A 23,211-nucleotide genomic window follows, 5' to 3' on the forward strand; every position below is an offset into this window, starting at 1 on the left:
CGGTGCCCGCGACCGTCGGCCGCGGGCACCCGGCGGCGTGACTACGCCCCCTTCTCCCTCCTCGCGAGTGCGGCCGGGTACCGGATGCCCTCGACCATCTCCTGGATGTGCTCCGACGGCGGGCGCGTCAGCTTCGACACGACGACCGTGAAGACCAGGTTGACCACCGCACCGATGGCGCCGATGCCCTCCGGGCTGATGCCCATGATGTGGTCATGCGCCTGGCTGCCGAACACCTCGAGCGTGTAGATCATGTACGTCGAGGTGAACAGCAGGCCGGCCACCATGCCGGTCCCGGCACCGATGGCGTTGGCCCGTTTCCAGAAGATGCCCAGCAGCAGGACCGGGAAGAACGTGGACGCCGCGAGACCGAACGCGAACGCGACCACCTGCGCCACGAACGCCGGGGGGTTGATCCCGAAGTAGATCGCGACCAGGACGGCCAGACCCATGGCGATACGGCCTGCCATCAGGCGCTGCCGGTCCGTCGTCTCGCGCTTGACCACCCGGAAGTACAGGTCGTGCGAGAACGACGAGGAGATCACCAGGAGCAGTCCGGCGGCCGTGGACATGGCCGCCGCCATCCCGCCGGCCGCGACCAGGCCGACGATCGGCGCGGGCAGGCCGGCGATCTCCGGGCTGGCCAGCACGAGGATGTCGTTGTTGATGATGAGGTCGGCCCCGGACGCCGGGTCGTTGCTCACCGAGGTGATGGCCGCCGCGTTCTCCTTCACGGTCACCAGGCCGGTCGCGGCCCAGTTGTCGACCCACTGCGGGAGGTTGTCGGCCGAGACGCCCTGCACGCCGCGCAGCAGGTTCAGCTTCGTGAACGCGCCGACCGCGGGAGCGGTGGTGTACAGCAGGGAGATGAAGAACAGGGCCCAGAACGCCGAGAAGCGTGCGCCCCGGACTGACTTGGTCGTGTAGAAGCGGATGATCACGTGCGGCAGGCCGGCCGTGCCGATCATCAGGGACATCGTCACGAGGAAGACGTCGATCTGTGGACGGGCGGTGAAGGCCTCCGTGTAGGCCGAGAGCCCGAAGTCCGCGCTCAGCGCGTCGAGCTCGGCGAGGATCTGCCCGAAGGAGATCTGCGGGACGGGGATGCCCGTCATCTGCTGGGCGACGGCGAATGCGGGGATCAGGTACGCGATGATCATCACGGTGTACTGCGCCACCTGGGTCCAGGTGATGCCCTTCATCCCGCCGAGCACCGCGTACGTGAAGATGATGACCGCGGCCACCGCCACGCCGCCCTCGATCGGCAGGCCGAGGAACCGGCTGAAGACGATGCCGCCACCGTTCATCTGGCCCACGACGTACGTGAAGGACACGACGATGGCCGCGACCGCCGCGATGATGCGGACGGCCTCCGAGTACCGGTCCCCGACGAACTCGGGCACCGTGAACTTCCCCCACTTGCGCAGGTACGGCGCCAGCAGGAGCGCGAGCAGCACGAACCCGCCGGTCCAGCCCATCAGGTAGACGGACCCGTCCGACCCGAGGAACGCGAGCAGGCCGGCCATCGAGATGAACGACGCCGCGGACATCCAGTCCGCCGCGACGGCAGCACCGTTGGCCACGGTCGGGATGCCGTGGCCGGCCACGTAGAAGCCGGCGGTCTCCTTCACCCGGCTGCGCCAGGCGATGAAGATGTAGGTACCGAACGTCAGGACGATGAAGAAGAGGGTCCAGCCCTGGATGTCGCTCGCAGCCGATCACCGTTCCCGTCGCGCTCGCTCACGCCGAACTCGTCGTCGAGCCGGTCCATCCGCAGCGCGTAGACGAGGATCAGGATCACGAAGGTGTAGATGGATCCCTGCTGGGCGAACCAGAGGCCGAGCGGGAAGCCGAGTATCTCGATGGAGTTCAGCGGCTCGATGAGCAAGATGCCGAACCCGAACGAGACCACGAACCAGATCACGAGCAGGACCACCATGAGCCGGAGGTTCCGGCGCCAGTACCGCCTGCGCCAGCTGTTGTCCGGAGGTGGAGAGACGCCACCCGTGTCGCTCTCGTGCGCCGTGTCGGCCATGGACGCTCCCTTCGTCGCGATCTGCTTCTGGGCAACTCTGTCCAGAGGCACGTCCAGCCCTCGTTCTGGAGGGAACAGCACCCGGCGACGCGCGCACAAGAGGCACCCGCCGGACGGCGGGTCTGGGTCTGCGAGCGGTCGCTCTGGCGCACTGACCGGAAGGCTTCGACCGTCGTGACCGCTCGTGCCGCGAGAACGACCGCTCACTGATCCGGCGGGACCGTTCGCCGATCGCGTGGCCGTGCCCGGCGTGGGGTCGCCTAGCATCACGTGCATGGCCTCGACGACGAGCGCGAACGCACCGGCGGTCCGCAAGCGTGTCTTCCACCCCGGCAGCCTCGGGATGCTCCTCGGCGGCGTCCTGGCTCTCGTGGGTTCGTTGCTGCCGTGGGTGATGACACCGGTCGGGTCGCTGCCCGGCCTGGCCGGCCCCGGGCTGTGGACCCTGAGCGCCGCGTTCATCGCCATCGCCGGTGCCCTGCTGCCCTACCGGAAGATCGCCATCGGGCACTGTCTGGCGGCGGGACTCGCCGTCGCCGTGATCGCCGGGTGGCAGCTGGGCAGGCTCGTCTACCTCAGCGCGATCACCGACGCCTGGGGCCAGATGCTGCCCGGCATCGGACTCGTGATGGTCTCCGGCGGCGCCGTGATCCTGCTGCGCACCGGCTACCGCCTGGTGACCGCTCGGCAGGGGACGTAGCCACGACCCCACGCCGCCAATAGGGTGCCCGCCATGGCTGACGGCACAGGCGGCGTCCGGGCCGACCTCGATGGCGACGTCGTGGACGAGCTCGACGCCCGCGACACCCCCGCGGAGGTGGACGCGGCGTTCCGGACGCTGCGCCGGGTCGCCGTCGGGTACTTCGTCGTCTTCCTCGTGGCCGTCGGCGGGTTCCCGGCGCTCTCCCTCACCCTGGACTGGTGGTCCCACAGCCGGACGGTGGGCGGCATGAGCCCGGGGTTCGTCGTGGCGGCCTTCGGCCTGTACGCCTTCTTCGCGCTGCTCGGCATCGCGGCCGCGAGGCTATCCACCGCCGTCGAGGCACGCATGCTCGGCGGACCGGCCGAAGCCGGGGCCGCGGAGGCGGGGCCCGCCGGCACCGGGCACAACGGCACCGGGCATGACGGCGGACATGACGAGGACGCCGACCGGCCGGGCGGCAGTCGGTGAACAGCGCGAGCATCGCCGCGCTCGCCATCGTGCTCGCGGTGGTGCTGGGCGTCTCCGTGGTGATGCGCCCGCGAGGCACGTCGACGGTGGACTTCTACCTGGCCGGCCAGCGCGTCGGCGTCGTGACGAACGCGTGGGCGATCTGCGGGGACTACTTCTCCGCAGCCTCGTTCCTCGGGGTCGCGGCCGCCGTCTACGTCTCCGGGCTCGACGGCGCCTGGTACGCCGTCGGGTTCGCGGCCGGCTTCGTACCGGTGCTGCTGTTCGTCGCGGCTCCGCTGCGGCGGTTCGGGGAGTTCTCCATCCCCGACTTCCTCGGCCGCCGGCTGGCTTCGGAGCGGGTCCGGCTGGTCGCCGTCGGCGTCGTCCAGCTGGTCATCCTGTCCTACCTCATCCCGCAGGCGGTCGGTGGCGGCATCACCTGGCAGCTCCTCGTCGGTGCCGGCGTCGCCGGGCTGTCCCCGTACGCGACCGGCGTGCTCGTCTCGACCACGCTGGTGGCCGGCATCGTGGCCCTCGGCGGGATGCGGGGTACCACCTGGACCCAGGCGGTGCAGTTCCTGCTGCTGCTGGCCGCGCTCGTGTGGCTCACCGCCACCGTCGTGGGGGAGGGTTTCCGCTACGGCGAGGCCATCGACGACCTCAGCGCCCAGCCGCTGCAGAATCCCACCCACGGCCCCGACGGCTGGGAGCTGGCCACCGAGCAGAGCCGGACGGAGCCGGGAACCGCGGCGTCCTTCGGCGAGCCCGGGTCCCGCTACGGCCGTCTCGGCCAGTTCGCCCTCATCGTCACGCTCGCGATGGGGACCGCCGGCCTGCCGCACGTGATGAACCGGTACTTCACCTCCCCGACCGGCAAGGCCGCGCGCACCACGACCGTGTGGGTGCTCGGCCTGGCCAGCCTCTTCTATGCGCTCGCGGTCATGCTGGGCACCGCGGCGCGCGAGCTCATCCCTTCGGCGGTGGCGGACCGGCCGTGGCTGGCCGACCTCACGGTCGAGGGCGTGCTCCGCGTGCCCGAGCACGCACTGCCCGTGCTCGGGCGCATCTACGGCGGCGACGCCGGACTCGGCGTCGTCGCGGCCGGCGCCCTCGTCGCCGTCATGTCCACCATCGCCGGGCTGCTGCTCGCCTCGGCGGCGACGTGGGGCCACGACGTGTACGAACGCCACATCAACCCGCGCGCCACCCAGCGCCAGGCCGTCAACGCCGGCCGGCTGACCACGCTGGTGGCGGCGTGCGCGGCGGCGGCGCTGGCGCTCGCGATCCGGCCGGACTCGTTCACGCCGGTCATGCCGTCGATGGTGGCGACCATGGTGACGTGGGCGTTCGCCGTCGCCGGGTCGGCCTTCACGCCGGTGTTCCTCCTGGCGATCTGGTGGCGGGGGACCACGGCGGCCGGCGCCACGGCGGGCATGCTCACGGGCGCGGTCCTCGCCGTCTCGATGTTCACCGTCGGCAACTTCGTGGAGACCGCGGTGCTCCGCGAGATGCTCGTCACCCCGACCCTCGTCGTCGCGCCGGTCGCCGCGGCGGTGACCATCCTCGTCTCCCGGCGCACCGCGGCTCCACCCGACGTCGAGCAGGCCTGGCTACGGATGCACGGCACGGCCGCCGACCGGCACGCGGAGCGCCTGGCGCGGCTGACGGTCGAGAACCGGCGGGCCGCGGGACGGCGCTTCGGGAGGGGGTGGCGCGGTGCGCGGCGGTAGCACGATCCTGGCCGCGGTCCTCGTCGGCCTCTGGGCGCTGGTGTACCTCGTCACGCAGGTGCTCGTGGACCCGGCGCTGAGCGTCCTGCCGACCCTGGCCGCGGGCACCGTGCTCAGTGTCGCGGCGGTCCTGGGCTATCCCTCCGCGCTGCGGGGGCCGCGCGGGAGCCGGCTGGCGGGGCCGCAGCCGGACCCGGGCGTGCGCCCCATCGCCGCGGCCGGCCGCTCCATGCCGTTGCGCTCCGGCCTGACGCCCGACGCCGCCCGGCGCACCGCGGAGCTGATCCGTCCGCTGCTCGGCGGGGACGCGATCGCCATCGCCGACCGCGAGCGGGTGCTGGCGTTCGTCGGCCCGGGCGCCGACCACCACCTGGTCGGGGGCGCGCTGCAGACGAAGGTGACGGCACGCGCCATCGAGCGCGGGCGGACCGTCGTGGTCCGCGACCGTTCGGGTATGGGTTGCCCGGAGGCGGACTGCCCCCTGCAGACGGCGGTCATCGCGCCGCTGGCGATCGGTTCGCGCGTGGTCGGGGCGCTCAAGGTCTACCGGGTCCAGCCCGAGCCGCCGCCGCGCGGGCTCGTGGAGGACATGGCCAGCATGCTCTCCCTGCACCTCGAGCTTGCCGAGATGGACCGGGAGCGCCGGCTGTCCGCGCACGCGCGGCTGGACGCGCTACGCGCCCAGATCAACCCGCACTTCCTGTTCAACATCCTCAACACCATCGCGTCCAAGGCCCGCACCGATCCCGAAGAGGCGCGCCAGCTGCTGCTGCGTCTGTCCGACTTCTTCCGGTACGCCGTGCGCCAGGACGGTCACTTCGCCGAGTTCGCGCAGGAGTACTTCTTCGTCCGGACCTATCTGTCGCTCGAGCAGGCCCGCTACGGGGACCGGCTGCGGGTGCGCTACGACATCGACCCGCAGGTGCTCACCAGCCGGGTGCCCGTGCTGATGATCCAGCCGCTGGTCGAGAACGCCGTCAAGCACGGCATCGCCGACAAGGTCGAGGGCGGCACCATCCACCTCAAGGCCCGCGTGGACCCGCTGACCCGCACCACCTCGATCCGCGTCTCGGACGACGGCGTGGGGATCCGACCCGAGGTGCTGGCCCGCCTGACCAACGGCGACGGCGGCGTCGCCCCGGCGGGCCCGGTCGAGCACGACGGCGAACCCGACCAGACCCGCGCCGGCGGCGGGGTGGGCCTGCGCAACATCTCCGAGCGGCTCGGCTCCCTCTTCGGCGAGCGGTACGACCTGAGCATCCAGTCGACCCGGTCCGGGACCGTCGTCGACCTGCGCGTCCCGCTGCGCTGAGCGGACCGTCGGTCAGCTCATGTCCCGGCGAGCCCGCTGGGTCTCGCGCAGCACCGCGAAGGCGTCCGCCACCGGGCCCACGTGCCCGAGCTTGTCCGGATTGATGACCGTGCGGATCGTCTGGATCTGCCCGTCGACGATGTCCAGAGCGAAGGTGTTGAGGACCCTGCCGTCATGGTCGCGGAAGATCGCACCGGGTTGGCCGTTCACCGGGTGCTGCTCCACGGTTCCGCCGATTCGGGCGAAGGGTGCGACCAGAGCGGCGAGCAGACGTGCCACGTTCTCGGCGCCGAAGATGCCCGTGCCCCACTGCGGTGCCTTGCCGCCGCTGTCGCTCATCATGTTCACGTCCGCCGCGAGCAGCTCGCGAAGCGCGTCGACGTGTCCATCCCGGAAGGCGTCGAAGAACTTCCCGGCGAGCTCGTTGCGTTCCTCCCGGTCAGCCTCGAAGCGGGGCCTGCCCGCATCCATGTGGCGCCGCGCCCGGACCGCGAGCTGGCGGCACGCCGGCTCCGAACGGCCCACGGCGGCGGCGACCTCGCCGTAGTCGAAGCCGAACACCTCCCGCAGGACGAAGACCGCTCGCTCCAGCGGGCTGAGCCGCTCGAGCAGGACCAACGCCGCCATGGAGATCGAGTCGGCCAGCTCCGCCGAGCGCTCGGGCTCCCGGTACGGGTCCTCGAGCAGCGGCTCCGGGAACCACGGCCCCACGTACGCCTCGCGACGGACCCGTGCCGACTTCAGCACATTGATCGAGACACGGGTCACCACCGCGGACAGGAACGCCTTGGCAGAGTCGGGCGTCGTCTCGGAGGCATCCCACCGGAGCCAGGTCTCCTGGACCGCATCCTCGGCCTCGCTCACGCTCCCCAGGATCCGGTAGGCGATCGAGAACAGCAGCGGCCGCAGCTCCTCGAACTCCCGAGTCCTGGTCATCCCAGCTCCTCCCTGAAGCCCTGCCGCCACGACGGGTACCGCAGCTCCCAGCCGAGCTCCCGCTTGGCCTTCGCGTTGGAGAAGCCCCGTCCTTCGGTCATCATCGTCACCGCGACCTCTCCCGCCAGCAGCCGTGCCAGCCACCTGGGCACCCGCCACGGCGGCCGCGCACCGGCGCACTCAGCAAGATAGGGCAGCCACTGACTCACCGGAGCCGGCTCGTCGTCGACGATGTTGAAGACGCCCCGCGCTCGCTGCTCCACCGCCAGGACGGTCGCGCTCGCCGCGTCGTCGAGATGTACCCACGAGCCGTACCCGGTGCCGCCCCCGACCAGGGGGAACTGTCGCTTGCGCACGAGCTCGACCTGGTCCTCGGTGGCGCCGGGGCCGTACAGGCCGCCGTACCGCAGGGCCGCGCCGCCGGCCTTGACGACCGCGTCCTCGACGTGGTTGATCGCCATCGCCCCAGGACGGGCCTTGGTCCCTTCCTCGGGGTCCAGCGGGTCCTCCTCGGTCTTGACCCATCCGCCCTGCCGGATCCCGTTCCAGTTGGCATAGCTCTGCGCGACGACGTGGGACACCCCGGTCGCCTCGGCGGCGGCCAGGAGGTGGTCGGTCCCCTTCGTGCGCAGCTCGATGGTGGTGGCGAACCACCGGTCGGGATGCCGCATGTCGGGCTTTCCGGCATGCGCCATCGAGATCGCGGTCATCTGGTGGACGATCGCGTCCGGGCGGGTGGCCGCCACCGCCTCCCCGACCGACGCCGCGTCCAGCCCGTCCATCACGACGCCGTCGGCACCCAGCCGTTCCAGGACCCCCAGCTTGGCCTTGTTCGTCGTCGTCGCGGTCACCTGATGGCCCCGGGACACCAGCTGTGGGACCAGCCGTCGGCCCAGCACCCCGGTCCCGCCTGCCACGAACACGTGCATGATGTTGCTCCTCCTCGGTCAGCTGCCTGTTGACACTGAGACAAGACAGCGCCGCCCGGTTGTGACATCACCCGGCCTGGGGATCCGTCGCCGGTGGCGCCGGTCCGCTGTCACCACGGCACCCGGCCTTCCTCGCCGAAGAACCCGGCGGTCGGTCCGTCCGGCCCAGCCGTGGCCAGCCGAACCAGGACGGCAGCGCCCTGAGCGACCGTGAGGTGCCCGCTGTGGTTGTTGCTGTCCGTGGCGACGAAGCCGGGGGCGACGGCGTTGACGAGGATGCCGTCGTCGCGCAGCTCGTTGGCGTACTGCACCGTCAGCGCGCCCAGCGCCGTCTTGGACGGCGAGTACGCCGCCGACGGAAGCAGCGCGGCCAGCGGGCCGTGGGGGTCGCTGAAGATCGTCAGCGACGCGGCGTGGCTGCTGACGTTGACGATCCGCGGGGCCGGTGACCGCCGCAGCAACGGCAGCATGGCGTTGGTCACCGCGATCACCCCGAAGACGTTCGTCTCGAACACCGCTCGCACCATGTCGAGGTCGACGGAGCTCGGCACCTGGTCGTCGGCGTCGGCCGGCGAGACCTGCCCGGAGCCGGTGATGCCTGCGTTGTTGATCAGCACGTCGAGGTGGCCGAAGGTCTCCTCGATCTGCTTCGCGGCCGCCTCGATCGTTGCCGGGTCGGTGACGTCCAGGGTGACCGCGTGTGCCTCGCCGCCCGCGGCCCGCAGGCCCGCGGCAGCCTCCTCGCCCCGGCCCGTGTCCCGGGCGGCGACCAGGACCGTCATGCCCAGCCCCGCGAGCTGCTCGGCAGCGCCCCGGCCGATGCCCTTGTTCGCCCCGGTGACCAGGGCGACCCGCTGATGGGTGGTCTTGTCGTTCATGAGCGGCGTCCTTCCTCGGTGTGGGACGGGGCCCGTCCGTCGCGGACCCTCGTCGAAGCCCTAGACAGGACGGCCCCGCCGCCCGTGACATGCGGGCAGCAGAGCCCTCAGGACGCGCACGCGTCGACCGGGCTCGCCACCGGTCGCTGCGGGTCCGAATCCAGGTAGTCGTCGGGGGGGGGGACTTCAGGTGCCCGTCGGGGTTCGACTCCAGGTGGCCGTCGGAGGTCCGACTCAAGGTGCCCCGTCGGGGGAGGGGGCTCCAGGTGCCCGTCGGGGTTCGACTCCAGGTGCCCGGACCGGCCTGGCGCGTGCCCATTAGTCTGAACGGATGCGCCCCCGCGCCCTCATCGTGGACGACGAAGCCCCGGCCAGGGCCGAGCTGCGCTACCTGCTCGAGGAGATCGGCCAGGTCCAGGTGGTGGGCGAGGCCACCAACGGCGAGGAGGCCCTGCTCCTGCTGCAGTCGCTGGAGTACGACCTCGTGCTGCTCGACGTGCGGATGCCGGGCGGGAGCGGCCTCGAGGTCGCCGCCGCCCTGCGCGAGCTGCCGCACCGGCCGAAGGTCATCTTCACCACCGCCTACCCGGACCACGCCGTCGAGGCCTTCGACCTCTCGGCCGCGGACTACCTGGTCAAACCGTTCGACAGCGACCGGCTCCGGCGGGCGCTCGATCGTGCCCTCACGGCCGGCGCCGAGCGTTCCGGGGCCGACGGCGGGGCCTCATCCGGGCACGGGCACGGGCCGGGGCAGGGGCACGGGCACGATCAGCGACACGGGGCGGGGTCCGACGTCGAGCCGCTCGTGCGCATCCCGGTCCAGCGGGACGGACGCACGGTGCTGGTCGACGGCGCCTCGATCGTCTACGCCAGCGCGACGCACGGCTACTCCTCCCTCAAGCTCGCCGACGAGCGGCTCCTCGTCACCCTCTCGCTCAACGAGCTCGAGCGGCGGCTGCGCGGCCACTTCTTCCGCACGCACCGGTCCTACCTGGTCAATCTCGACCACGTCCGCGAGCTCGTCCCGGACTTCCGCGGTGCGCTCGTGCTCGTCATGGATGACCGGCAGCGCAGCAAGGTCGAGGTCTCCCGCCGGCACGCCCGCGAGCTCCGGCGGCGCTTCGGGATGTGACGCGCCCACCGTGTCACTCGCCCGGGCCGGGCCTGGTGCGCAGAAATGTGCTGTTCTTGTCGCGGCGAGCAGCAAGAACAGCACATTTCTGGGCCGGTGCCGGTGCCGGGTCGGGTAGGGGCCTGGGTCTGGGTCGGGCACGGGCGGCGGGCGCTACTTGATCCCCGAGCTGGCGATGCCTTGCACGAACTGGCGCTGAAAGACGAGGAAGACCATCAGCAGCGGCAGCACGGTCACCGTTGCCACCGCCATCACCGCGCCCCAGGGCGAGGAGAACGCCGGGTTGTTCGTCAGCGTCGACAGCCCCACCGGGACCGTGAAGTTCTCGTTGCCCTGCAGGACCACGAGCGGCCACAGGAAGTCGTTCCACCGGGTCATGAAACCGAGGATCACCAGCACCCCGACGAGCGGGCCGCAGGTCGGGAGCACCACCTTGAGGAACGTTCGCAGCTCGCCGGCGCCGTCGAGCCGTGCCGCCTCCAGGAGGGGGTCGGGCACGCCGAGCATGAACTGGCGGGCGATGAAGATGCCGACCACGTCGAACAGGGTCGGCAGGATCACCGCCCAGGGCGAGTCGACGAGGCCGATCCGGGCGACGACGAGGAAGGCCGGGACCAGGGTCACCTGGATCGGCATCATGATCGTGACCAGGAAGGCGGCGTAGATGAGGCCTCGGCCGAAGAAGCGGAACTTCGCCAGGGCGTAGCCGGCGCCGAGCGAGACGCACACGCTCAGCGCCGTGCCGATGACGGCCACGAACAGCGAGTTTCCGAGCCACTGCCACACCGGCTGGGTCGAGAAGACCTCCACGAAGTTGGCGGTGGTCGGGTCGTCCGGCCAGAGGTAGAACTCTCGGCTCTGCGACTGGCCGCCCGGTGTGAGGGCGGAGACGGCCATCCAGTAGATCGGGAAGATCATCAGGGCGGCGAGGGCGGTCAGTGCCGCCGTCAGCAGCCAGCGTCGGCTGCGGGAACGCGGGTTCACAGGAGCTCCTCCGCTCGTCGGTTCGCGCGTTGCCTGAGCAGGGTGAAGACCAGCAGGATCGCCACCAGCAGCAGGCCGAGGGCCGCGGCGTAGCCCATCCGGGCGTCGGCGAAGGCGGACCGGAAGACGTACTGGATGAGCACCGTGGTGGAGAAGCCGGGACCGCCGCCGGTCATCACGTAGATGACGTCGAAGGCCTGGATCGAGAAGACCACGTTGAGGATGACGAGGATCGACGTCGTCGGCCCGAGCAGCGGCCAGGTCACCCGGCGGAACCGGGTCCAGGGCGAGGCGCCGTCGATCGCCGCCGCCTCCTGCAGCTCCGACGGCACGGACTGCAGTGCGCCCATGTAGATGACCATGCAGAAGCCGATCCGGGTCCAGACGACCACCGCGATGAGGGTGAACATCGCGATGCTGGGCGAGGTCAGCCACGGGACGCGCTCGAGCCCGAACACCTGGAGAAAGTTGTTCAGCACCCCGTAGTCGCCGTTGAAGATCCACGACATGACGACGCCGACCACGACGCCGGCCGCGACCATGGGCACGAAGAACGCGGCTCGGAGCAGCGACCGGCCCGGGAGCGGGCGGTTCAGCGCGACGGCGAGCCCGAGCCCGATCAGCATCGCCGTCGGCACGGTCCCGACGGTGAAGACGAGGGTGTTGAGCAACGCGGTGCGCAGCAGGCCGTCGCCCGTCATGGTCTCGAAGTTGTCGAACCCGACCCACTCGCCGTCGCCGAGCGACGCCGTCTCCTGGAAGCTGAGCGTGACGGCGATGACGATCGGCACGAGCGAGAAGGCAAGGAACAGCAGCGCCGCCGGGCTCACGAACAGGTACGGCGCGACCAATCTGCGGCGCCGGGGAGTCGCATCCGGGTCGCCTGTCGGGCTCCCGGGGGTGGTGCGGCCGGTGCGGGTGGTCGCCATCTCCGGCGTGGTCACGTCACTGCTCTGTGACATCGCGCATCGCCTCCATCATCTGCTCGGACGTCTCTCGGGGGGTGAGCTCACCGAGGAAGCACAGGTCGGCGTAGTCCGCGAACACCGTGTTCAACGAGCTGAAGTACTGGCCGGTCTCGGCGCGGACCATCTCGATGGGGATGGTCGTGCCCTGGTCGATGAACCGTTGCATCGTGTCGACGTTGCTCGCGTAGTCGATGTCCTCCGCCGTGAGCGAGGACCGGGCGGGCAGCCAGTTGCCGTCGTGGCAGAACTGGACGACGTTCTCGCGGTTGGTGATGTACGCGACCAGCTCGGCCGCGAGCTCCGGGTGCTTCGACGACTTCGTCACCGCCAGGGCGTTGCCGCCGAGGTCGGAAGCCTCGTCCTCGTTGCGGATCATGTAGGAGGTGCCCCACTCGCCCGGCATCTCCTCGTCGAGCTGGGCGATCGACTCCGGGTTGTTGAGCATCATGCCGATCTGGCCGGTGAGGAACAGGTTGCGGGCGACGTCGCCGCCCCCGGACTTGCACATGTTGGAGGGGGAGACGAGGCCGTCCGCGTACCAGCGGTGACCGAACTCGAGCGCCCCGATGGCCTCCTCGGTGTCCATGCTGGGTGTCTCACCGTCCTCGCCGAGGAACGCGCCACCGTTCTGGTAGACGATCGGCAGCCACCGGTAGGCCGTCTGGGTACCCGACCAGCCGTAGCCGAACGCGTACTGGCCGGTCACCTTCTTCACCTCGGCGGCGACCTCGAGGAACTCGTCCCAGCGCCAGGCCGTGTCGAGCGAGTCCGGGGGAGTGACGCCGATCTGCTCCATGACCGATCGGCGGTAGTAGGTGATGAAGTTGTCCGTGTGCTGGAAGACGCCGAAGAGGCCGTTCTCCCGGGCACCGATCGCCCAGAACGCGTCGGAGTAGTCCTCCGGGTAGCTGTCCGGGACGGCCGCCGAGATGTCGATCAGGCTCCCGTTGGCGGCGTACCGGCCGATCTGCTGCGGTGTGATCCGGATGATGTCCGGCGCCAGGTCGGCGGCGAGCCGGGTGATGAACCACTGGTGGAAGCTGCCGGTGGTCACCTCCACCGCGACGCTGGTGCCCGGATGGTCGGCGACGAACTCGTCGGCGATCCGCTGGTAGGACTCGAGGTCCAGCGGGATGTTCCAGGAGGACAGCCGCAGGTGCTTGGTCTCGGTCGGCGCACCCGAGCAGGCGGCGAGCGCACCGGCCACCGAGATGCCGGCGACCGCCAGGAACCGGCGCCGGGAGACGTCGGCGGTGGCGGGGGATGTGTGCATGGTTGGTCCTCTCCGTCGAGGTGCCTTGCCGAGCGGCGGCGGACGTGGGGCCCCGCGCTGCTGTGTGACGCGGCGGCCGGGGGTCGGTGCGGCCACTCGTCGAGTGCCGACGATCGAGCACCGAGGTTCGAACGCCGGCACCGGCGAGCGCCGGCAGTCAGCCGGTGAGCGTCAGACGGTCACAGGGCGCGCCGCCGGCTTGAGCGCCTCCGGGAGCAGCTCGGCGTGGGCCTCGAGGAGCTCGTCGGTCATCTGCCGGATCTGCTCGACCGTGAGCAGGGCGCTGGTGAGCGGGTCCAGCATGACCGCGTGGTAGACGTTCTCCCGGTTCCCCGTGAGAGCAGCCTGCACGGCGAGGGTCTGCACGCCGATGTTGGTCCGGTTGACCGCCGCGAGCTGCGGTGGCAGGTCTCCGACGGCCGTCGGCTGGACGCCGTTGTGATCGACCAGGCAGGGCACCTCGACGCACGCGTCCGACGGCAGGTTCGAGATGATGCCGGCCCCGCTGGAACCGCTGGAACCGCCGGAGCCGCTGGAAGAACCGAGCGAGTTCGGCACGTTGCCGTAGATCACCGAGGGCCTCCCGGTCACCATCGAGTTGACGATGCTCGCGCCGTACTCCACGGACGGCGCCAGGTTGTCCTTGAGCTTCGCGAGCTGCGTATGCACGTCGCCGCTCTCGTCGTGGCTCGCGCAGATCTCGTAGTAGTCCCAGCGCTCGGGGATGTACTCGGTGACGAGCTCCGGATTCTTGCGGAAGTACGGCAGGTACTCCGAGGCGTGGTGGCTGGACTCGGTCTGGAAGTAGCCGAACGCGTCCATGATCGTGGTGCGCACCTGCTCGTTGCCGCCCTCGTAGGTGCTGGCGGCCTCGGCCGCCTCGCTGTGGTCGCCGTCGTCGACGGTGAGCCCGGCGGCGGCCTGCCCGGGCAGGTGCCGGACGCGCATGGTCTCGCGCAGCCGCGGGTAGAGGTCCTCGGTGCCGTGGCGGAACTCGAGGATCCACGACTGGTGGTTGATGCCGGCGCACTTGTAGCTGACCTCGTCGTACGGGACGCCGAGGGTGCGGGCGAGCATCCGGGTGGTGCCCTGGACGCTGTGGCACAGCCCGACGGTGCGCAAGCCCTTGGCGTTGAGGAAGGCGGTCGCCATGGCCATCGGGTTGGCGTAGTTGATGACCTGCGCGTCCGGGCACACCTCGCGCGCGTCGGCGGCGATGGCCTCGTACGCGTTGACCGAGCGCAGGAAGCGGAAGACGCCGCCGGGGCCGACGGTGTCGCCGACGGTCTGGTCGACGCCGTAGCGGCGCGGGATCTCGACGTCGTGGCGGTAGGACTCGACCCCGCCCACCTGGAAGGTGATGATGACGACGTCCGCGTCCTGCAGCGCCTGCCGGCGGTCCGTCGTCTCCTCCACGACGGTGTCGAACCCGTGATGGGTGACGAGCTCGCGGGTGGCGCCGGCCACTCGCGCGAGCCGGCCGGCGTCGATGTCCATGAGGGAGAGGGTGGCGGAGCGCAGCGCCGGGAAGCTCACGAGGTCCCCGATGAGGCGGAAGGGGAACACGAACCCGCCGGCGCCGATGATGGTGATCTTGGGATGCGTCGTCGTCATAGGGCCACGCTAGGAGCGCTGCACCCGGCAGAACCTCCGCGTTCGGGTGCCACAATTCCAGGATCCTCAGGTCCGTCCGTTACGGTGCCGGTGTGCTCGACGACGCGCCCTCCATCGCCCTGCCCCGTACCGATGCGCCCACCGACGTCGTGGAGGATCTCGACTCCGCGCTGTGGGTCCGGCGCGGCGACCCGCCGACCATGGAGCGCCCGCACCGCCACGACGACCTCGAGATCAACGTCGTGCTCCGCGGCCGGCTCGACTACCTGTTCGGCGGCTCCCGCGTCAGCGTGCACGCGGGACAGATCGCCATGTTCTGGGCGGCCACGCCGCACCGGCTGATCGAGCCGCGGAGCGGGGACGTGTGCTGGGTGCACATCCCGCTGAGCACCGTCCTCAGCTGGTCGCTGCCCGACCACGACGTGTGCACGCTCCTGCGCATGGCACCGGTGATCGTGCCGGTGGACGCGGTGCCGGGGGACGCCGAGGCGCTGTTCGAGTCGTGGCGCCACGAGCTCACCGGTGACCACACGGAGATCGCGCTGCTCGAGGCGCAGGCCTTCGTGCGCCGGGCCCTGAAGCACCACCGCGAGTCGGCGACGGCCGGGCCGGGCGAAGCGGCCGCCGTCGAGGCTCCCCGCCGCGAGCCGGAGGCCGAGGGGCACGACGTCGAACGGGCGACGGGGGTGCGGCACGTCGCCGTGATGGCCCAGTACATGGCCGCCCACTTCCGCGACCCGATCGCGCCGTTCGACGTCGCCCGCGCCGCGCACCTCGCGCCGACCTACGCCATGGGGCTGTTCCGGCAGACGGTGGGAATCACGTTGGGCGGGTACCTGACACGGTGCCGGGTGGCGGAGGCGCAGCGGTTGCTCATCACCACCTCCCGGACCACTGGCGAGGTGGCCCACGAGGCCGGGTTCGCCTCCCAGAGCAGCTTCTACGAACACTTCAGACGCACCTGCGGCTGCTCACCGGGCGCCTACCGCAAGCGCCTGCGCTGAGGGGCAGCACTGGGGGGCCTCGGGCCGGTGAAGGGACGGACGGCCGCGGCGGCCCTCAGGCCGCCACGGTACGGAAGCCGCCGTTGACCATGGACGAGTCCGGCGTGTTCGAGGACCGCGCCGCGTTGCGGTAGCGGTTGCAGTAGGAGTCGTGGCACAGGAACGAGCCGCCGCGCATCACCCGCGCCGTTCCCTCGGCCGGGCCCTGCGGGTCCTTCCTCGGGGACTCGTCGTAGTAGTTCGGGGAGAACCAGTCACCGCACCACTCCCAGACGTTTCCGACGGTCTGCCACAGGCCGAAGTCGTTGGGTCGGTAGGTGCGCACGGGCGCCGTCGTGAGGTAGCCGTCCTCCTCGGTGTTCGAGCGCGGGAAGGGTCCCTGCCAGATGTTGCATCGCCAGCCGTGGTCGGCGTCCAGCTCGTCTCCCCAGGGATAGCGGGCTGAGGTCAGCCCACCGCGGGAGGCGTACTCCCACTCGGCCTCGGTCGGCAGCCGTCGGCCCGCCCACTCGCAGTAGGCCTGGGCGTCGTTCCAGCTGACGTGCACGACGGGGTGGTCGTCCTTGCCCTCGACGGACGAGTGCCGCCCGCCCGGGCGTCGCCAGCCGGCCTCTCGCACGCCCAGCCACCACGGTGCGTCCGGGGGCCGGCCGACGACGTCCTGCCTCCGGTCGGCCTGCAGCGCCAGGTGGAAGACGGCCGAGAACCCGAACTGCTCGGCCTCGGTGCGGTAGCCCGTGTCCGCGACGAACCGGGCGAAGTCGGCGTTGGTGACCGAGGTGGCGTCGATGGTGAACGGCTCGAGCTCGACCTCGTGGACCGTGCCCTCCCCGTCGCCTGGGTGGCCGTCGCCGTGGGCGTCGCCCATGCGGAAGACGCCGCCCGGGAGGGCGACCTGCTCGACGGTGTGGCGGCTCGCGTCGTCGGTCGGCCCGTCGCCGGGCTGCCGCCCGGCCCGACGTACGCCGGTCTCGATCGTGACGGCGGCGGGTGCGGCGGCGCCGTCGTGCTCGAACGACGGCGCGCAGCACGCGTGCGTCTCCTGCTCACCGTGCATGGTTGCTCCTCCTCGCCTGGACGGGTCTCGTTCGATCAAACCACGCGCGGCCGGGACGGTGCGCCGCTGCCGTCATGCCGGACGGCGGCCGGCCGACGACCTGGGTGCGCGGCGTCCGTGGACCAGGAAGTAGAGGCCGGACGAGGCGAGGACGACGAACGCCAGGACGAGGTACATGTCGCTGTAGCCGACCGCCGAGACCAGCGCGCCGAGACCAGCAGGGCCGAAACCGGTACCGACGTCGACCATGAAGTAGAAGCTCGAGACCGCGACGCCGAGCCGCCCGGGACCCGTCAGGCCGACGGCGATCGCCTGGCACGAGGAGATGATCGTGCCGAAACCGAGCCCGACGAGGGCGCCGGCGACGACGACCATGGCGTCCGTGGTCGCGAAGGACAGGACCGCGAGACCCAGCGCGAGCGAGAGGATCGCCGGGTACACCACGACGTTGTCGCCCCGACGGTCCTGGATGCGGCCGACGAAGAGCCGGGAGACGAACAGCACGCCCGCGTAGACGAGGAAGAACGCGGCCGCTCCGGCGCTCAGGCCGGCCGACGAGGCATAGGAGTCGAGGAAGGTGATGATGCCCGCGTACGCCGTCGCGATGACACCCATGAACACGGCGATCGGCAGCACCTCGGCCGAGAGGAGGTCCCGTGGCCGGAACCGCCGCATCCTCGCGAGGTCCTCGGAGGCGATGTGGACCGGCGGCACCCGCAGCACCAGCGCCACGGTGATGCCGACGGTGGAGACCCCTACCGCGCCCCAGAACAGCCCCTGGTACCCGAAGACGTCGATCAGGGTCAGACCGAGGAAGGGGCCGAGTGCCGTCGCGACGGTGTTGCTGAGCGTGAAGTAGCCGGTCCCCTCGCCGCGCCGCAACGGCGGGATGAGACTCTGCGCGATCGTGATGGTGGCCGTGCTGGTGATCCCGAAGGCGAGGCCGTGGACGAACCGCTCGATCAGGAGCAGCGGGAGGGAGGTCGTCGGCAGGTAGCTGATCGAGGCGACGAGGAACACCACCTGCGCGGCGACCAGCATCCGCCGCCGCCCGACCAGCTCGATGAGGTTCCCGCCGAGCAGGCGCGCGAAGATCGCCCCGACGATGAACATGCTCGCCGCCAGGCCGGCGAGACTGTCGCCGGCGCCGAACTCCTCGGACGCGTAGCGCGCCAGGGTCGTCATCAGCAGGTAGAAGACCGTCGAGGCGCTGAGGTTGACGATCGTGGCGAGGACGAAGTCACGGGTCCACAGCGGCTCGGATGTCCCCGTCGTCATGTCTCTCCTGCGCTCGCGGCCGGCCTCGCTCCGGCGGCCGGCCTCACGTTACGCCGGCGGTGCGAGGACCGGACGGTGTCTCAGGGCCTCCGGAATAGATCTGCCGGCACGGTACTTGCCTCGGCATGGAGATCGCACAGGCGCTCGAGGCGGCACGTGCGCGCAGCGAGGCCACGCTGGCCACGATCCGCCGCAGCGGCCGCCCCCAGCTGTCCAACGTCCTGCAGTACACGGACGACGACGGCGTCATCCACATCTCGATCACCGCCGAGCGGGCGAAGTACCACAACCTGCGGCGTGACCCGTGGACGGCCCTGCACGTCAACGGTGAGACCTTCTGGTCCTACGTCGTCATCGAGGGGACGGCCGAGCTCTCGCCCGTCGCGGCCGCGCCGGACGACGACACGGTCGAGGAGCTGGTCGAGGTCTACCGCGCGCTCGGCGGCGAGCACCCCGACTGGGACGCGTTCCGCCGGGCGATGATCGGCGAGCGCCGGGTGGCGCTGCGGATCCGGGCGGACCGTGCGTACGGCATGCTGCGGTAGCCGCCGACGTCCGGGACCTGAGGGCCTGCTCTACTCCGCGAAGAGCTGACGGATGTCGTTGGCGTCGATCGCCGTCGAGGCCGCGCCGTCGCCGTCGATCACCTGCGCGAACAGCTCGGCCTTGCGCGCCTTGAGCTGCATGACCTTCTGCTCGATCGTGTCCGCGGCCACGAGCCGGTAGACGTGCACGTTCTTGTGCTGGCCGATCCGGTGCACCCGGTCGACGGCCTGAGCCTCGGCGGCCGGGTTCCACCACGGGTCCAGGACGAAGACGTAGTCCGCCTCCGTGAGGGTCAGTCCCGAGCCGCCCGCCTTGAGGCTGATGAGGAACACCGGCGCCGCGCCCGAACGGAACTCCTCGATCACGGCGCCGCGGTCGCGCGTCGAGCCGTCGAGATACGTCGACGCGATGCCCGCCTCCTCGAGGCCTTCGCGCACGCGCGCCAGATACGAGGTGAACTGGCTGAACACGAGCGCCCGGTGTCCCTCGGCCGTCAGCTCGGCCACGTGCTCGAGCAGGAGGTCCAGCTTCGCCGACCCGGCCTTGCTGTCCTCGCCGACCAGCGCGGGGTCCAGCGCGAGCTGGCGCAGCTTGGTGAGCGCGCTGAAGATCGCCATCCGGTTGCGGTCGAAGTCGGCGACGAGTCCGAGGATCCGCTGGCGCTCCTTGGCCAGCCAGGCGTCGTAGAGCTTGCGGTGCCTGGGCGTGAGGGTGACGTCGAGGATCTGCTCCTGCTTCGGCGGAAGGTCCTTGGCGACGACCTCCTTGGTGCGCCGCAGCATGAACGGACGGATGCGCTGCCGGAATCGGCGTAGCACCGCCTCGTCGCCGTCCTTCTCCACCGGCTTGACCACGCGGTCGGTGAACTGGCGCGGCCAGGGATAGAGGCCCGGCACGGTCAGCGACAGCAACGCCCACAGCTCCATCAGCCGGTTCTCGAACGGTGTCCCGGTGACGGCGAGCCGGAACTCCGCGTCGATCTTGCGGGCGGCGGCGTAGGTCTTGCTCTGGTGGTTCTTCACCTGCTGGGCCTCGTCCAGGACGAGCCCCGCCCAGGAGCCGGCGGCGTAGGCCTCCTGGTCGAGGCGCAGCAGGGTGTAGGTGGTGAGGACGACGTCCGAGCTCGCGGCGATCGCGCCCACGTCGTCGGTACGACGGCGGACCACGCCGACCCGCAGGTTGGGCGCGTGACGGCTCGCCTCGTGCTCCCAGGCGGTGACGACGCTGGTCGGCGCGACCACCAGGAACGGCTCGTCGGTGCCCCGACCGCGTGCGTGCTGGATCAGGGCGAGGACCTGCAGCGTCTTCCCCAGGCCCATGTCGTCGGCGAGGATGCCGCCGAGGCCGTGCTCGTAGAGGAAGGCGAGCCACCAGAAGCCGTCGAGCTGGTAGCTGCGCAGCTCACAGGTCAGACCCTCCGGCTCAGGCTGTGGGATGTCGGTCAGGTCGCGCAACGCCTGCGCGCGTTCCACCCACTGCGCCGCCTGCCGCGAGACGACGCCGACCTCCGCCAGCTGTGCCCACACGCCCAGATCGTGCTTGCCGACGCTGATCCGGTCGCCGTCGCGCTCGCGCAGCTGGGAGGCGGCCTCGACCACCTCGCGCACGTCGGTGAGCTCGGGGATGTCGGTGGGCAGGTACAGCCCGCTCGGCAGCACGAGGAAGTCGTCGCCGAGGGTGAGGGCGGCGAGCACCTGGGGGAGCGGGATCGACTCACCGGCGACCGTGATGGTCACGCCGAGGTCGAGCCAGTCGGTGAAGTCCGGGTCGTCCCCGGTGGGTTCGGAGGCCTCGACGACGTCGAAGGTCACCTCGGGCGCCTCGGTCGCCGCACGGAAGTCGGGCCGGTGCCGCTCGGTGACCTCGACGTCGTCCAGCTCGCGCAGGTACGGCAGGTCGTGGATCGCCAGGGTGAGGGCGTCGCCGTCGGCGGCAACGGCGCGGCCACGGACGTCTGCCGGCACGGAGGAGACGATCACCGACTCGGCAGTGTGGTCCCGCACCCCGCCGAGGCTGTCGTCGCTGTCCAGCGTGCAGTGCCGCGACTCGCCGTAGCACCAGCTCCACTCGAGCTCCGCCGCCGTGGCGCTGCGCCAGGTGACGGTGACCCGCAGGATCGGGCGCAGCGGTTGGGGCACGTCGACCGAACCGTCCGGCGATCGGACGTCGACGTGCTGGACCAGTCCGGCGAGGCGGTCGCGGAACGCGTCGAGATCACCGGCGGGCACCTCGATCGGGCCGCCCTCGACCAGGCGCAGCGCGGACGACGGGACCGGGGCTGCGAGGGCTGCGATCTGGAGGTGCCCGTCGTCGAGCAGCGCCACGGTCCTGGGGCGGGGCCCGCCGAGCAGGACCAGGCGCTCGCCCTGCCAGACCTCGCCGTCGACCGCGACGCCGAGCTCGAGCCGGGTGGTCGCACCTCGCGACGTGGCGTCGGCGGCGAGCGTCAACGGCTCCTCGCGGACAGTGACCGAGCGCAGCGCGCCCGTCGTGAGGAACTCGATGCCGGCCTGCTCGGCGTCCCGCAGCAGGCGAGGAAGGTGGTGGCCGAAGCTCTGCAGTGGCGCTGCCCGATTCCCGGCGATCCCGTAGCCGTGGGCGTCGAACGCCAGGTACAGCGCCTCGAGCGCGTCGACCTGGCCGGGGTGGATCCGGCGTTGCGCGATGGCGGTCGGCAGGTCGGACCAGCCGGCGCCCGTCTTGATCCATTTCCGCTTGGCACCGCGGCGTACGGGCTGCAGGCCGAAGCTCGGGGCGTCCGAGTAGCTGTAGCGCGACGGCGGCCTGACCGAGAACTGCAGCGCGAGCTCGTCGGTCGCCACGGGCTGGTTCTGGCTCGCCAGCTCACCGGTGAGGGCGTCGAGCTGGCGCTGCCATGCCGGCACGCTGCTGGTTCCCACGAAGGTCTGCCGCAGGACCAGGGCGACGGCGGCGCCGTGCTTGCACAGGCTGCCGACCGGGCAGCTGCAGACGCTGGCGACCCATCCGCCGTCGAGCGACGTGCCGTTGCCCGGCTCGCCGACGTCGGCATGGAACTCGACCTGGTACGGCGCGGGCTCCGTGCCGCGGACCGACGCCGTGACGGTCACGGCGTCGTTCGTCAGATCCTTCACCGACGGCCGGCCGTGCAGGCGGTCGACGTAGCCGCGTGCGCGGGCGAGCGTCCTGGGCCCGAAGTGGTGGGCCAGCAGGTCGTCGGTGAGTGCCGCGAGTACGTTCATGACGGAAGCAATCGTGGCACGTCGGTCCGACACCGGTTCTCAGGCTGGGGACCGCCGTCGGCCACCGCCGCACCCTGTGGATGTCAGGGCAGCTTGCACCGCGCGTCGTGCACGGACTGCACGACCCAGGCGTGCGTCACGATGACGCGGGGACCGGCCCGGTGCTCGCTCGCGGTGTCAGGACGGACGCCGGGGCCCGCACCACGTCGTCCACCTGTGCGCCGCGTATCCGGGCGACCAGCACCTCAGCGACCAACCCGCCCAGCGCGAAGGCGTCGCGCGTCATCGCGGTCAGCGGCGGTGCGACGAGGCGAGCCAGCTCGGAGTCGTCGAACGAGGCGACCGAGACGTCGTCGGGGATCGACATGCCGGCGTCGCGGAGCGCGGCCACACCGGCCAGAGCCTCGATGTCGGAGTCGAAGACGATCGCGGTCGGCGGGTCGGGCTGCCGGACCAGGTGTGTGGTGGCGGCCGCGGCCTCCTGATGAGAGAAGTCCGTCGGGATGCTGGTGATGTCCAGGTCGTGGTCGCGCGCCGCGGCCTCCAGGGCGGCCACGCGTTGTGCCGAGTGCACGAAGTCTCGGATCCCGCCGACGTGTCCCACCCTGCGGTGACCGAGCCCGACGAGGTGCTCGATGATCTGCAGCATCGCGTCGAAGTCGTCGGTGGACACAGCAGGGAGCGGCTGGGGGCTACCGGCGCCGCCGACCAGCACCGCCGGCGGGCCGAGGGCGGCAACGATCTCCGGTCGCGGATCGTCGACCTCCAGGTCGAGGAGGACCAAGCCGTCGACACGCCCTTCGGCCGCCCATCGCCGGTAGGTGGCGATCTCGGCCGCCATGTCCTCGACGACCAGCAGCTGCAGGGCCACCATGTCAGCGGACAGGCGCGCCTGCAGGCCGGAGAGGAGCTGGGCGAAGAACGGCTCGATGCTGATGGTCCGCGCTGGTCTGGCCACCACGAGCCCGACCGTGTCCGCGAGCTTGCCGCTGAGCGCGCGAGCGGCCCGGTTCGGGTGCCAGTTCAGCTCATCGACGGCCTCGAGGATTCGCTTGCGGGTGTGCTCGCTGACACCTGGGCGGCCGTTGAGGGCGAACGAGACCGCCGCGGTGGAGACACCGACCCGCTTGGCGATGTCGGTGATCGTCGGCCGCCCCACGC

The 23,211-nt window shown here is 71.1% G+C and carries 20 protein-coding genes; 7 read left to right on the forward strand and 13 right to left on the reverse strand.

The features are described 5' to 3' along the window. Positions 1–41 precede the first annotated feature (41 nt). The gene (locus ABD907_RS18675) at positions 42–1,703 is read right to left on the reverse strand and encodes a sodium:solute symporter family protein (protein ID WP_486334137.1); all 1,662 of its coding nucleotides are present in this window, start codon (positions 1,701–1,703) and stop codon (positions 42–44) included. After that, positions 1,670–2,035 (reverse strand): DUF4212 domain-containing protein, encoded by a 366-nt coding sequence (locus ABD907_RS18680; RefSeq protein WP_345218348.1) that lies wholly within the window; start codon positions 2,033–2,035, stop codon positions 1,670–1,672. Before ABD907_RS18680 ends, ABD907_RS18675 begins: the two co-directional genes overlap by 34 nt. Positions 2,036–2,309: 274 nt before the next feature. Between ABD907_RS18680 and ABD907_RS18685 the strand changes: the two genes are divergently transcribed. Genes ABD907_RS18685 through ABD907_RS18700 form a run of 4 tightly spaced genes read left to right on the forward strand, consistent with a single transcriptional unit; the run spans position 2,310 to position 6,230 of the window. Next, positions 2,310–2,735: a hypothetical protein gene (locus tag ABD907_RS18685; RefSeq protein ID WP_345218350.1), complete on the forward strand. Its 426-nt coding sequence runs from the start codon at positions 2,310–2,312 to the stop codon at positions 2,733–2,735. A 33-nt stretch (positions 2,736–2,768) separates the two neighbouring features. Next, on the forward strand, positions 2,769–3,206 hold the full coding sequence (locus ABD907_RS18690; RefSeq protein WP_345218351.1) for a hypothetical protein: 438 nt from the start codon (positions 2,769–2,771) through the stop codon (positions 3,204–3,206). After that, positions 3,203–4,918: a sodium/solute symporter gene (locus tag ABD907_RS18695; protein ID WP_345218353.1), complete on the forward strand. Its 1,716-nt coding sequence runs from the start codon at positions 3,203–3,205 to the stop codon at positions 4,916–4,918. The genes ABD907_RS18690 and ABD907_RS18695 overlap by 4 nt, the downstream gene beginning before the upstream one ends. Next, a complete protein-coding gene (locus tag ABD907_RS18700; RefSeq protein ID WP_345218355.1) occupies positions 4,905–6,230 on the forward strand; it encodes a histidine kinase in 1,326 nt (441 codons plus the stop codon). The genes ABD907_RS18695 and ABD907_RS18700 overlap by 14 nt, the downstream gene beginning before the upstream one ends. Positions 6,231–6,242: 12 nt before the next feature. Here ABD907_RS18700 and ABD907_RS18705 read toward each other — a convergent pair whose 3' ends face one another. The 3 genes from ABD907_RS18705 to ABD907_RS18715 all read right to left on the reverse strand — a co-directional run bounded on the left by ABD907_RS18705 (position 6,243) and on the right by ABD907_RS18715 (position 8,973). Beyond that, positions 6,243–7,166 (reverse strand): RNA polymerase sigma-70 factor, encoded by a 924-nt coding sequence (locus ABD907_RS18705; RefSeq protein WP_345218357.1) that lies wholly within the window; start codon positions 7,164–7,166, stop codon positions 6,243–6,245. Next, entirely contained in the window at positions 7,163–8,095 is a 933-nt protein-coding gene (locus ABD907_RS18710; RefSeq protein ID WP_345218360.1) for an NAD-dependent epimerase/dehydratase family protein, read from the reverse strand. Before ABD907_RS18710 ends, ABD907_RS18705 begins: the two co-directional genes overlap by 4 nt. Positions 8,096–8,205: 110 nt before the next feature. Then, positions 8,206–8,973 (reverse strand): SDR family NAD(P)-dependent oxidoreductase, encoded by a 768-nt coding sequence (locus tag ABD907_RS18715; RefSeq protein WP_345218362.1) that lies wholly within the window; start codon positions 8,971–8,973, stop codon positions 8,206–8,208. A gap of 331 nt (positions 8,974–9,304) precedes the next feature. Between ABD907_RS18715 and ABD907_RS18720 the strand changes: the two genes are divergently transcribed. Next, a complete protein-coding gene (locus ABD907_RS18720; RefSeq protein WP_345218364.1) occupies positions 9,305–10,105 on the forward strand; it encodes a LytR/AlgR family response regulator transcription factor in 801 nt (266 codons plus the stop codon). A 153-nt stretch (positions 10,106–10,258) separates the two neighbouring features. On the opposite strand, the gene ABD907_RS18725 is transcribed toward ABD907_RS18720, so the two are convergent. The 4 genes from ABD907_RS18725 to melA form a co-directional block, all read right to left on the reverse strand. After that, entirely contained in the window at positions 10,259–11,089 is an 831-nt protein-coding gene (locus ABD907_RS18725) for a carbohydrate ABC transporter permease (protein WP_345218365.1), read from the reverse strand. Further along, a complete protein-coding gene (locus ABD907_RS18730) occupies positions 11,086–12,051 on the reverse strand; it encodes a carbohydrate ABC transporter permease (protein ID WP_345218367.1) in 966 nt (321 codons plus the stop codon). Before ABD907_RS18730 ends, ABD907_RS18725 begins: the two co-directional genes overlap by 4 nt. After that, positions 12,035–13,330 (reverse strand): ABC transporter substrate-binding protein, encoded by a 1,296-nt coding sequence (locus ABD907_RS18735; RefSeq protein WP_345218370.1) that lies wholly within the window; start codon positions 13,328–13,330, stop codon positions 12,035–12,037. The genes ABD907_RS18730 and ABD907_RS18735 overlap by 17 nt, the downstream gene beginning before the upstream one ends. A gap of 171 nt (positions 13,331–13,501) precedes the next feature. Next, positions 13,502–14,944 (reverse strand): alpha-galactosidase, encoded by a 1,443-nt coding sequence (gene melA / locus ABD907_RS18740; RefSeq protein ID WP_345218372.1) that lies wholly within the window; start codon positions 14,942–14,944, stop codon positions 13,502–13,504. Between the two features lie 92 nt (positions 14,945–15,036). Between melA and ABD907_RS18745 the strand changes: the two genes are divergently transcribed. Further along, complete coding sequence (locus ABD907_RS18745; protein WP_345218374.1) at positions 15,037–15,948, forward strand: helix-turn-helix domain-containing protein; 912 nt, start codon at positions 15,037–15,039, stop codon at positions 15,946–15,948. Positions 15,949–16,003: 55 nt separating this feature from the next. On the opposite strand, the gene ABD907_RS18750 is transcribed toward ABD907_RS18745, so the two are convergent. Together ABD907_RS18750 and ABD907_RS18755 are read right to left on the reverse strand one after the other, a co-directional pair. Further along, entirely contained in the window at positions 16,004–17,005 is a 1,002-nt protein-coding gene (locus ABD907_RS18750; protein ID WP_345218376.1) for a formylglycine-generating enzyme family protein, read from the reverse strand. A 72-nt stretch (positions 17,006–17,077) separates the two neighbouring features. Next, positions 17,078–18,283: an MFS transporter gene (locus tag ABD907_RS18755; RefSeq protein ID WP_345218378.1), complete on the reverse strand. Its 1,206-nt coding sequence runs from the start codon at positions 18,281–18,283 to the stop codon at positions 17,078–17,080. A 125-nt stretch (positions 18,284–18,408) separates the two neighbouring features. On the opposite strand from ABD907_RS18755, the gene ABD907_RS18760 reads away from it, so the two are divergent. Next, entirely contained in the window at positions 18,409–18,828 is a 420-nt protein-coding gene (locus ABD907_RS18760; protein WP_345218380.1) for a PPOX class F420-dependent oxidoreductase, read from the forward strand. 30 nt (positions 18,829–18,858) lie between these two features. Here ABD907_RS18760 and ABD907_RS18765 read toward each other — a convergent pair whose 3' ends face one another. Beyond that, positions 18,859–22,050, reverse strand: a complete 3,192-nt coding sequence (locus ABD907_RS18765) for a DEAD/DEAH box helicase (RefSeq protein WP_345218382.1) — start codon at positions 22,048–22,050, stop codon at positions 18,859–18,861. 136 nt (positions 22,051–22,186) lie between these two features. Next, a complete protein-coding gene (locus ABD907_RS18770; RefSeq protein WP_486334138.1) occupies positions 22,187–23,209 on the reverse strand; it encodes a LacI family DNA-binding transcriptional regulator in 1,023 nt (340 codons plus the stop codon). Positions 23,210–23,211 lie beyond the last annotated feature (2 nt).

Source organism: Georgenia halophila, assembly GCF_039541595.1.

What these genes read in the sequence shown, in the direction of transcription:
- ABD907_RS18705 (WP_345218357.1), bottom strand. Translation starts at nt 7,166, where the DNA reads ATGACCAGGACTCGGGAGTTCGAGGAGCTGCGGCCGCTGCTGTTCTCG.
- melA (WP_345218372.1), bottom strand. Translation starts at nt 14,944, where the DNA reads ATGACGACGACGCATCCCAAGATCACCATCATCGGCGCCGGCGGGTTC.
- ABD907_RS18685 (WP_345218350.1), top strand. Translation starts at nt 2,310, where the DNA reads ATGGCCTCGACGACGAGCGCGAACGCACCGGCGGTCCGCAAGCGTGTC.
- ABD907_RS18760 (WP_345218380.1), top strand. Translation starts at nt 18,409, where the DNA reads ATGGAGATCGCACAGGCGCTCGAGGCGGCACGTGCGCGCAGCGAGGCC.
- ABD907_RS18710 (WP_345218360.1), bottom strand. Translation starts at nt 8,095, where the DNA reads ATGCACGTGTTCGTGGCAGGCGGGACCGGGGTGCTGGGCCGACGGCTG.
- ABD907_RS18730 (WP_345218367.1), bottom strand. Translation starts at nt 12,051, where the DNA reads ATGTCACAGAGCAGTGACGTGACCACGCCGGAGATGGCGACCACCCGC.
- ABD907_RS18680 (WP_345218348.1), bottom strand. Translation starts at nt 2,035, where the DNA reads ATGGCCGACACGGCGCACGAGAGCGACACGGGTGGCGTCTCTCCACCT.
- ABD907_RS18735 (WP_345218370.1), bottom strand. Translation starts at nt 13,330, where the DNA reads ATGCACACATCCCCCGCCACCGCCGACGTCTCCCGGCGCCGGTTCCTG.
- ABD907_RS18720 (WP_345218364.1), top strand. Translation starts at nt 9,305, where the DNA reads ATGCGCCCCCGCGCCCTCATCGTGGACGACGAAGCCCCGGCCAGGGCC.
- ABD907_RS18715 (WP_345218362.1), bottom strand. Translation starts at nt 8,973, where the DNA reads ATGAACGACAAGACCACCCATCAGCGGGTCGCCCTGGTCACCGGGGCG.
- ABD907_RS18755 (WP_345218378.1), bottom strand. Translation starts at nt 18,283, where the DNA reads ATGACGACGGGGACATCCGAGCCGCTGTGGACCCGTGACTTCGTCCTC.
- ABD907_RS18690 (WP_345218351.1), top strand. Translation starts at nt 2,769, where the DNA reads ATGGCTGACGGCACAGGCGGCGTCCGGGCCGACCTCGATGGCGACGTC.
- ABD907_RS18750 (WP_345218376.1), bottom strand. Translation starts at nt 17,005, where the DNA reads ATGCACGGTGAGCAGGAGACGCACGCGTGCTGCGCGCCGTCGTTCGAG.
- ABD907_RS18765 (WP_345218382.1), bottom strand. Translation starts at nt 22,050, where the DNA reads ATGAACGTACTCGCGGCACTCACCGACGACCTGCTGGCCCACCACTTC.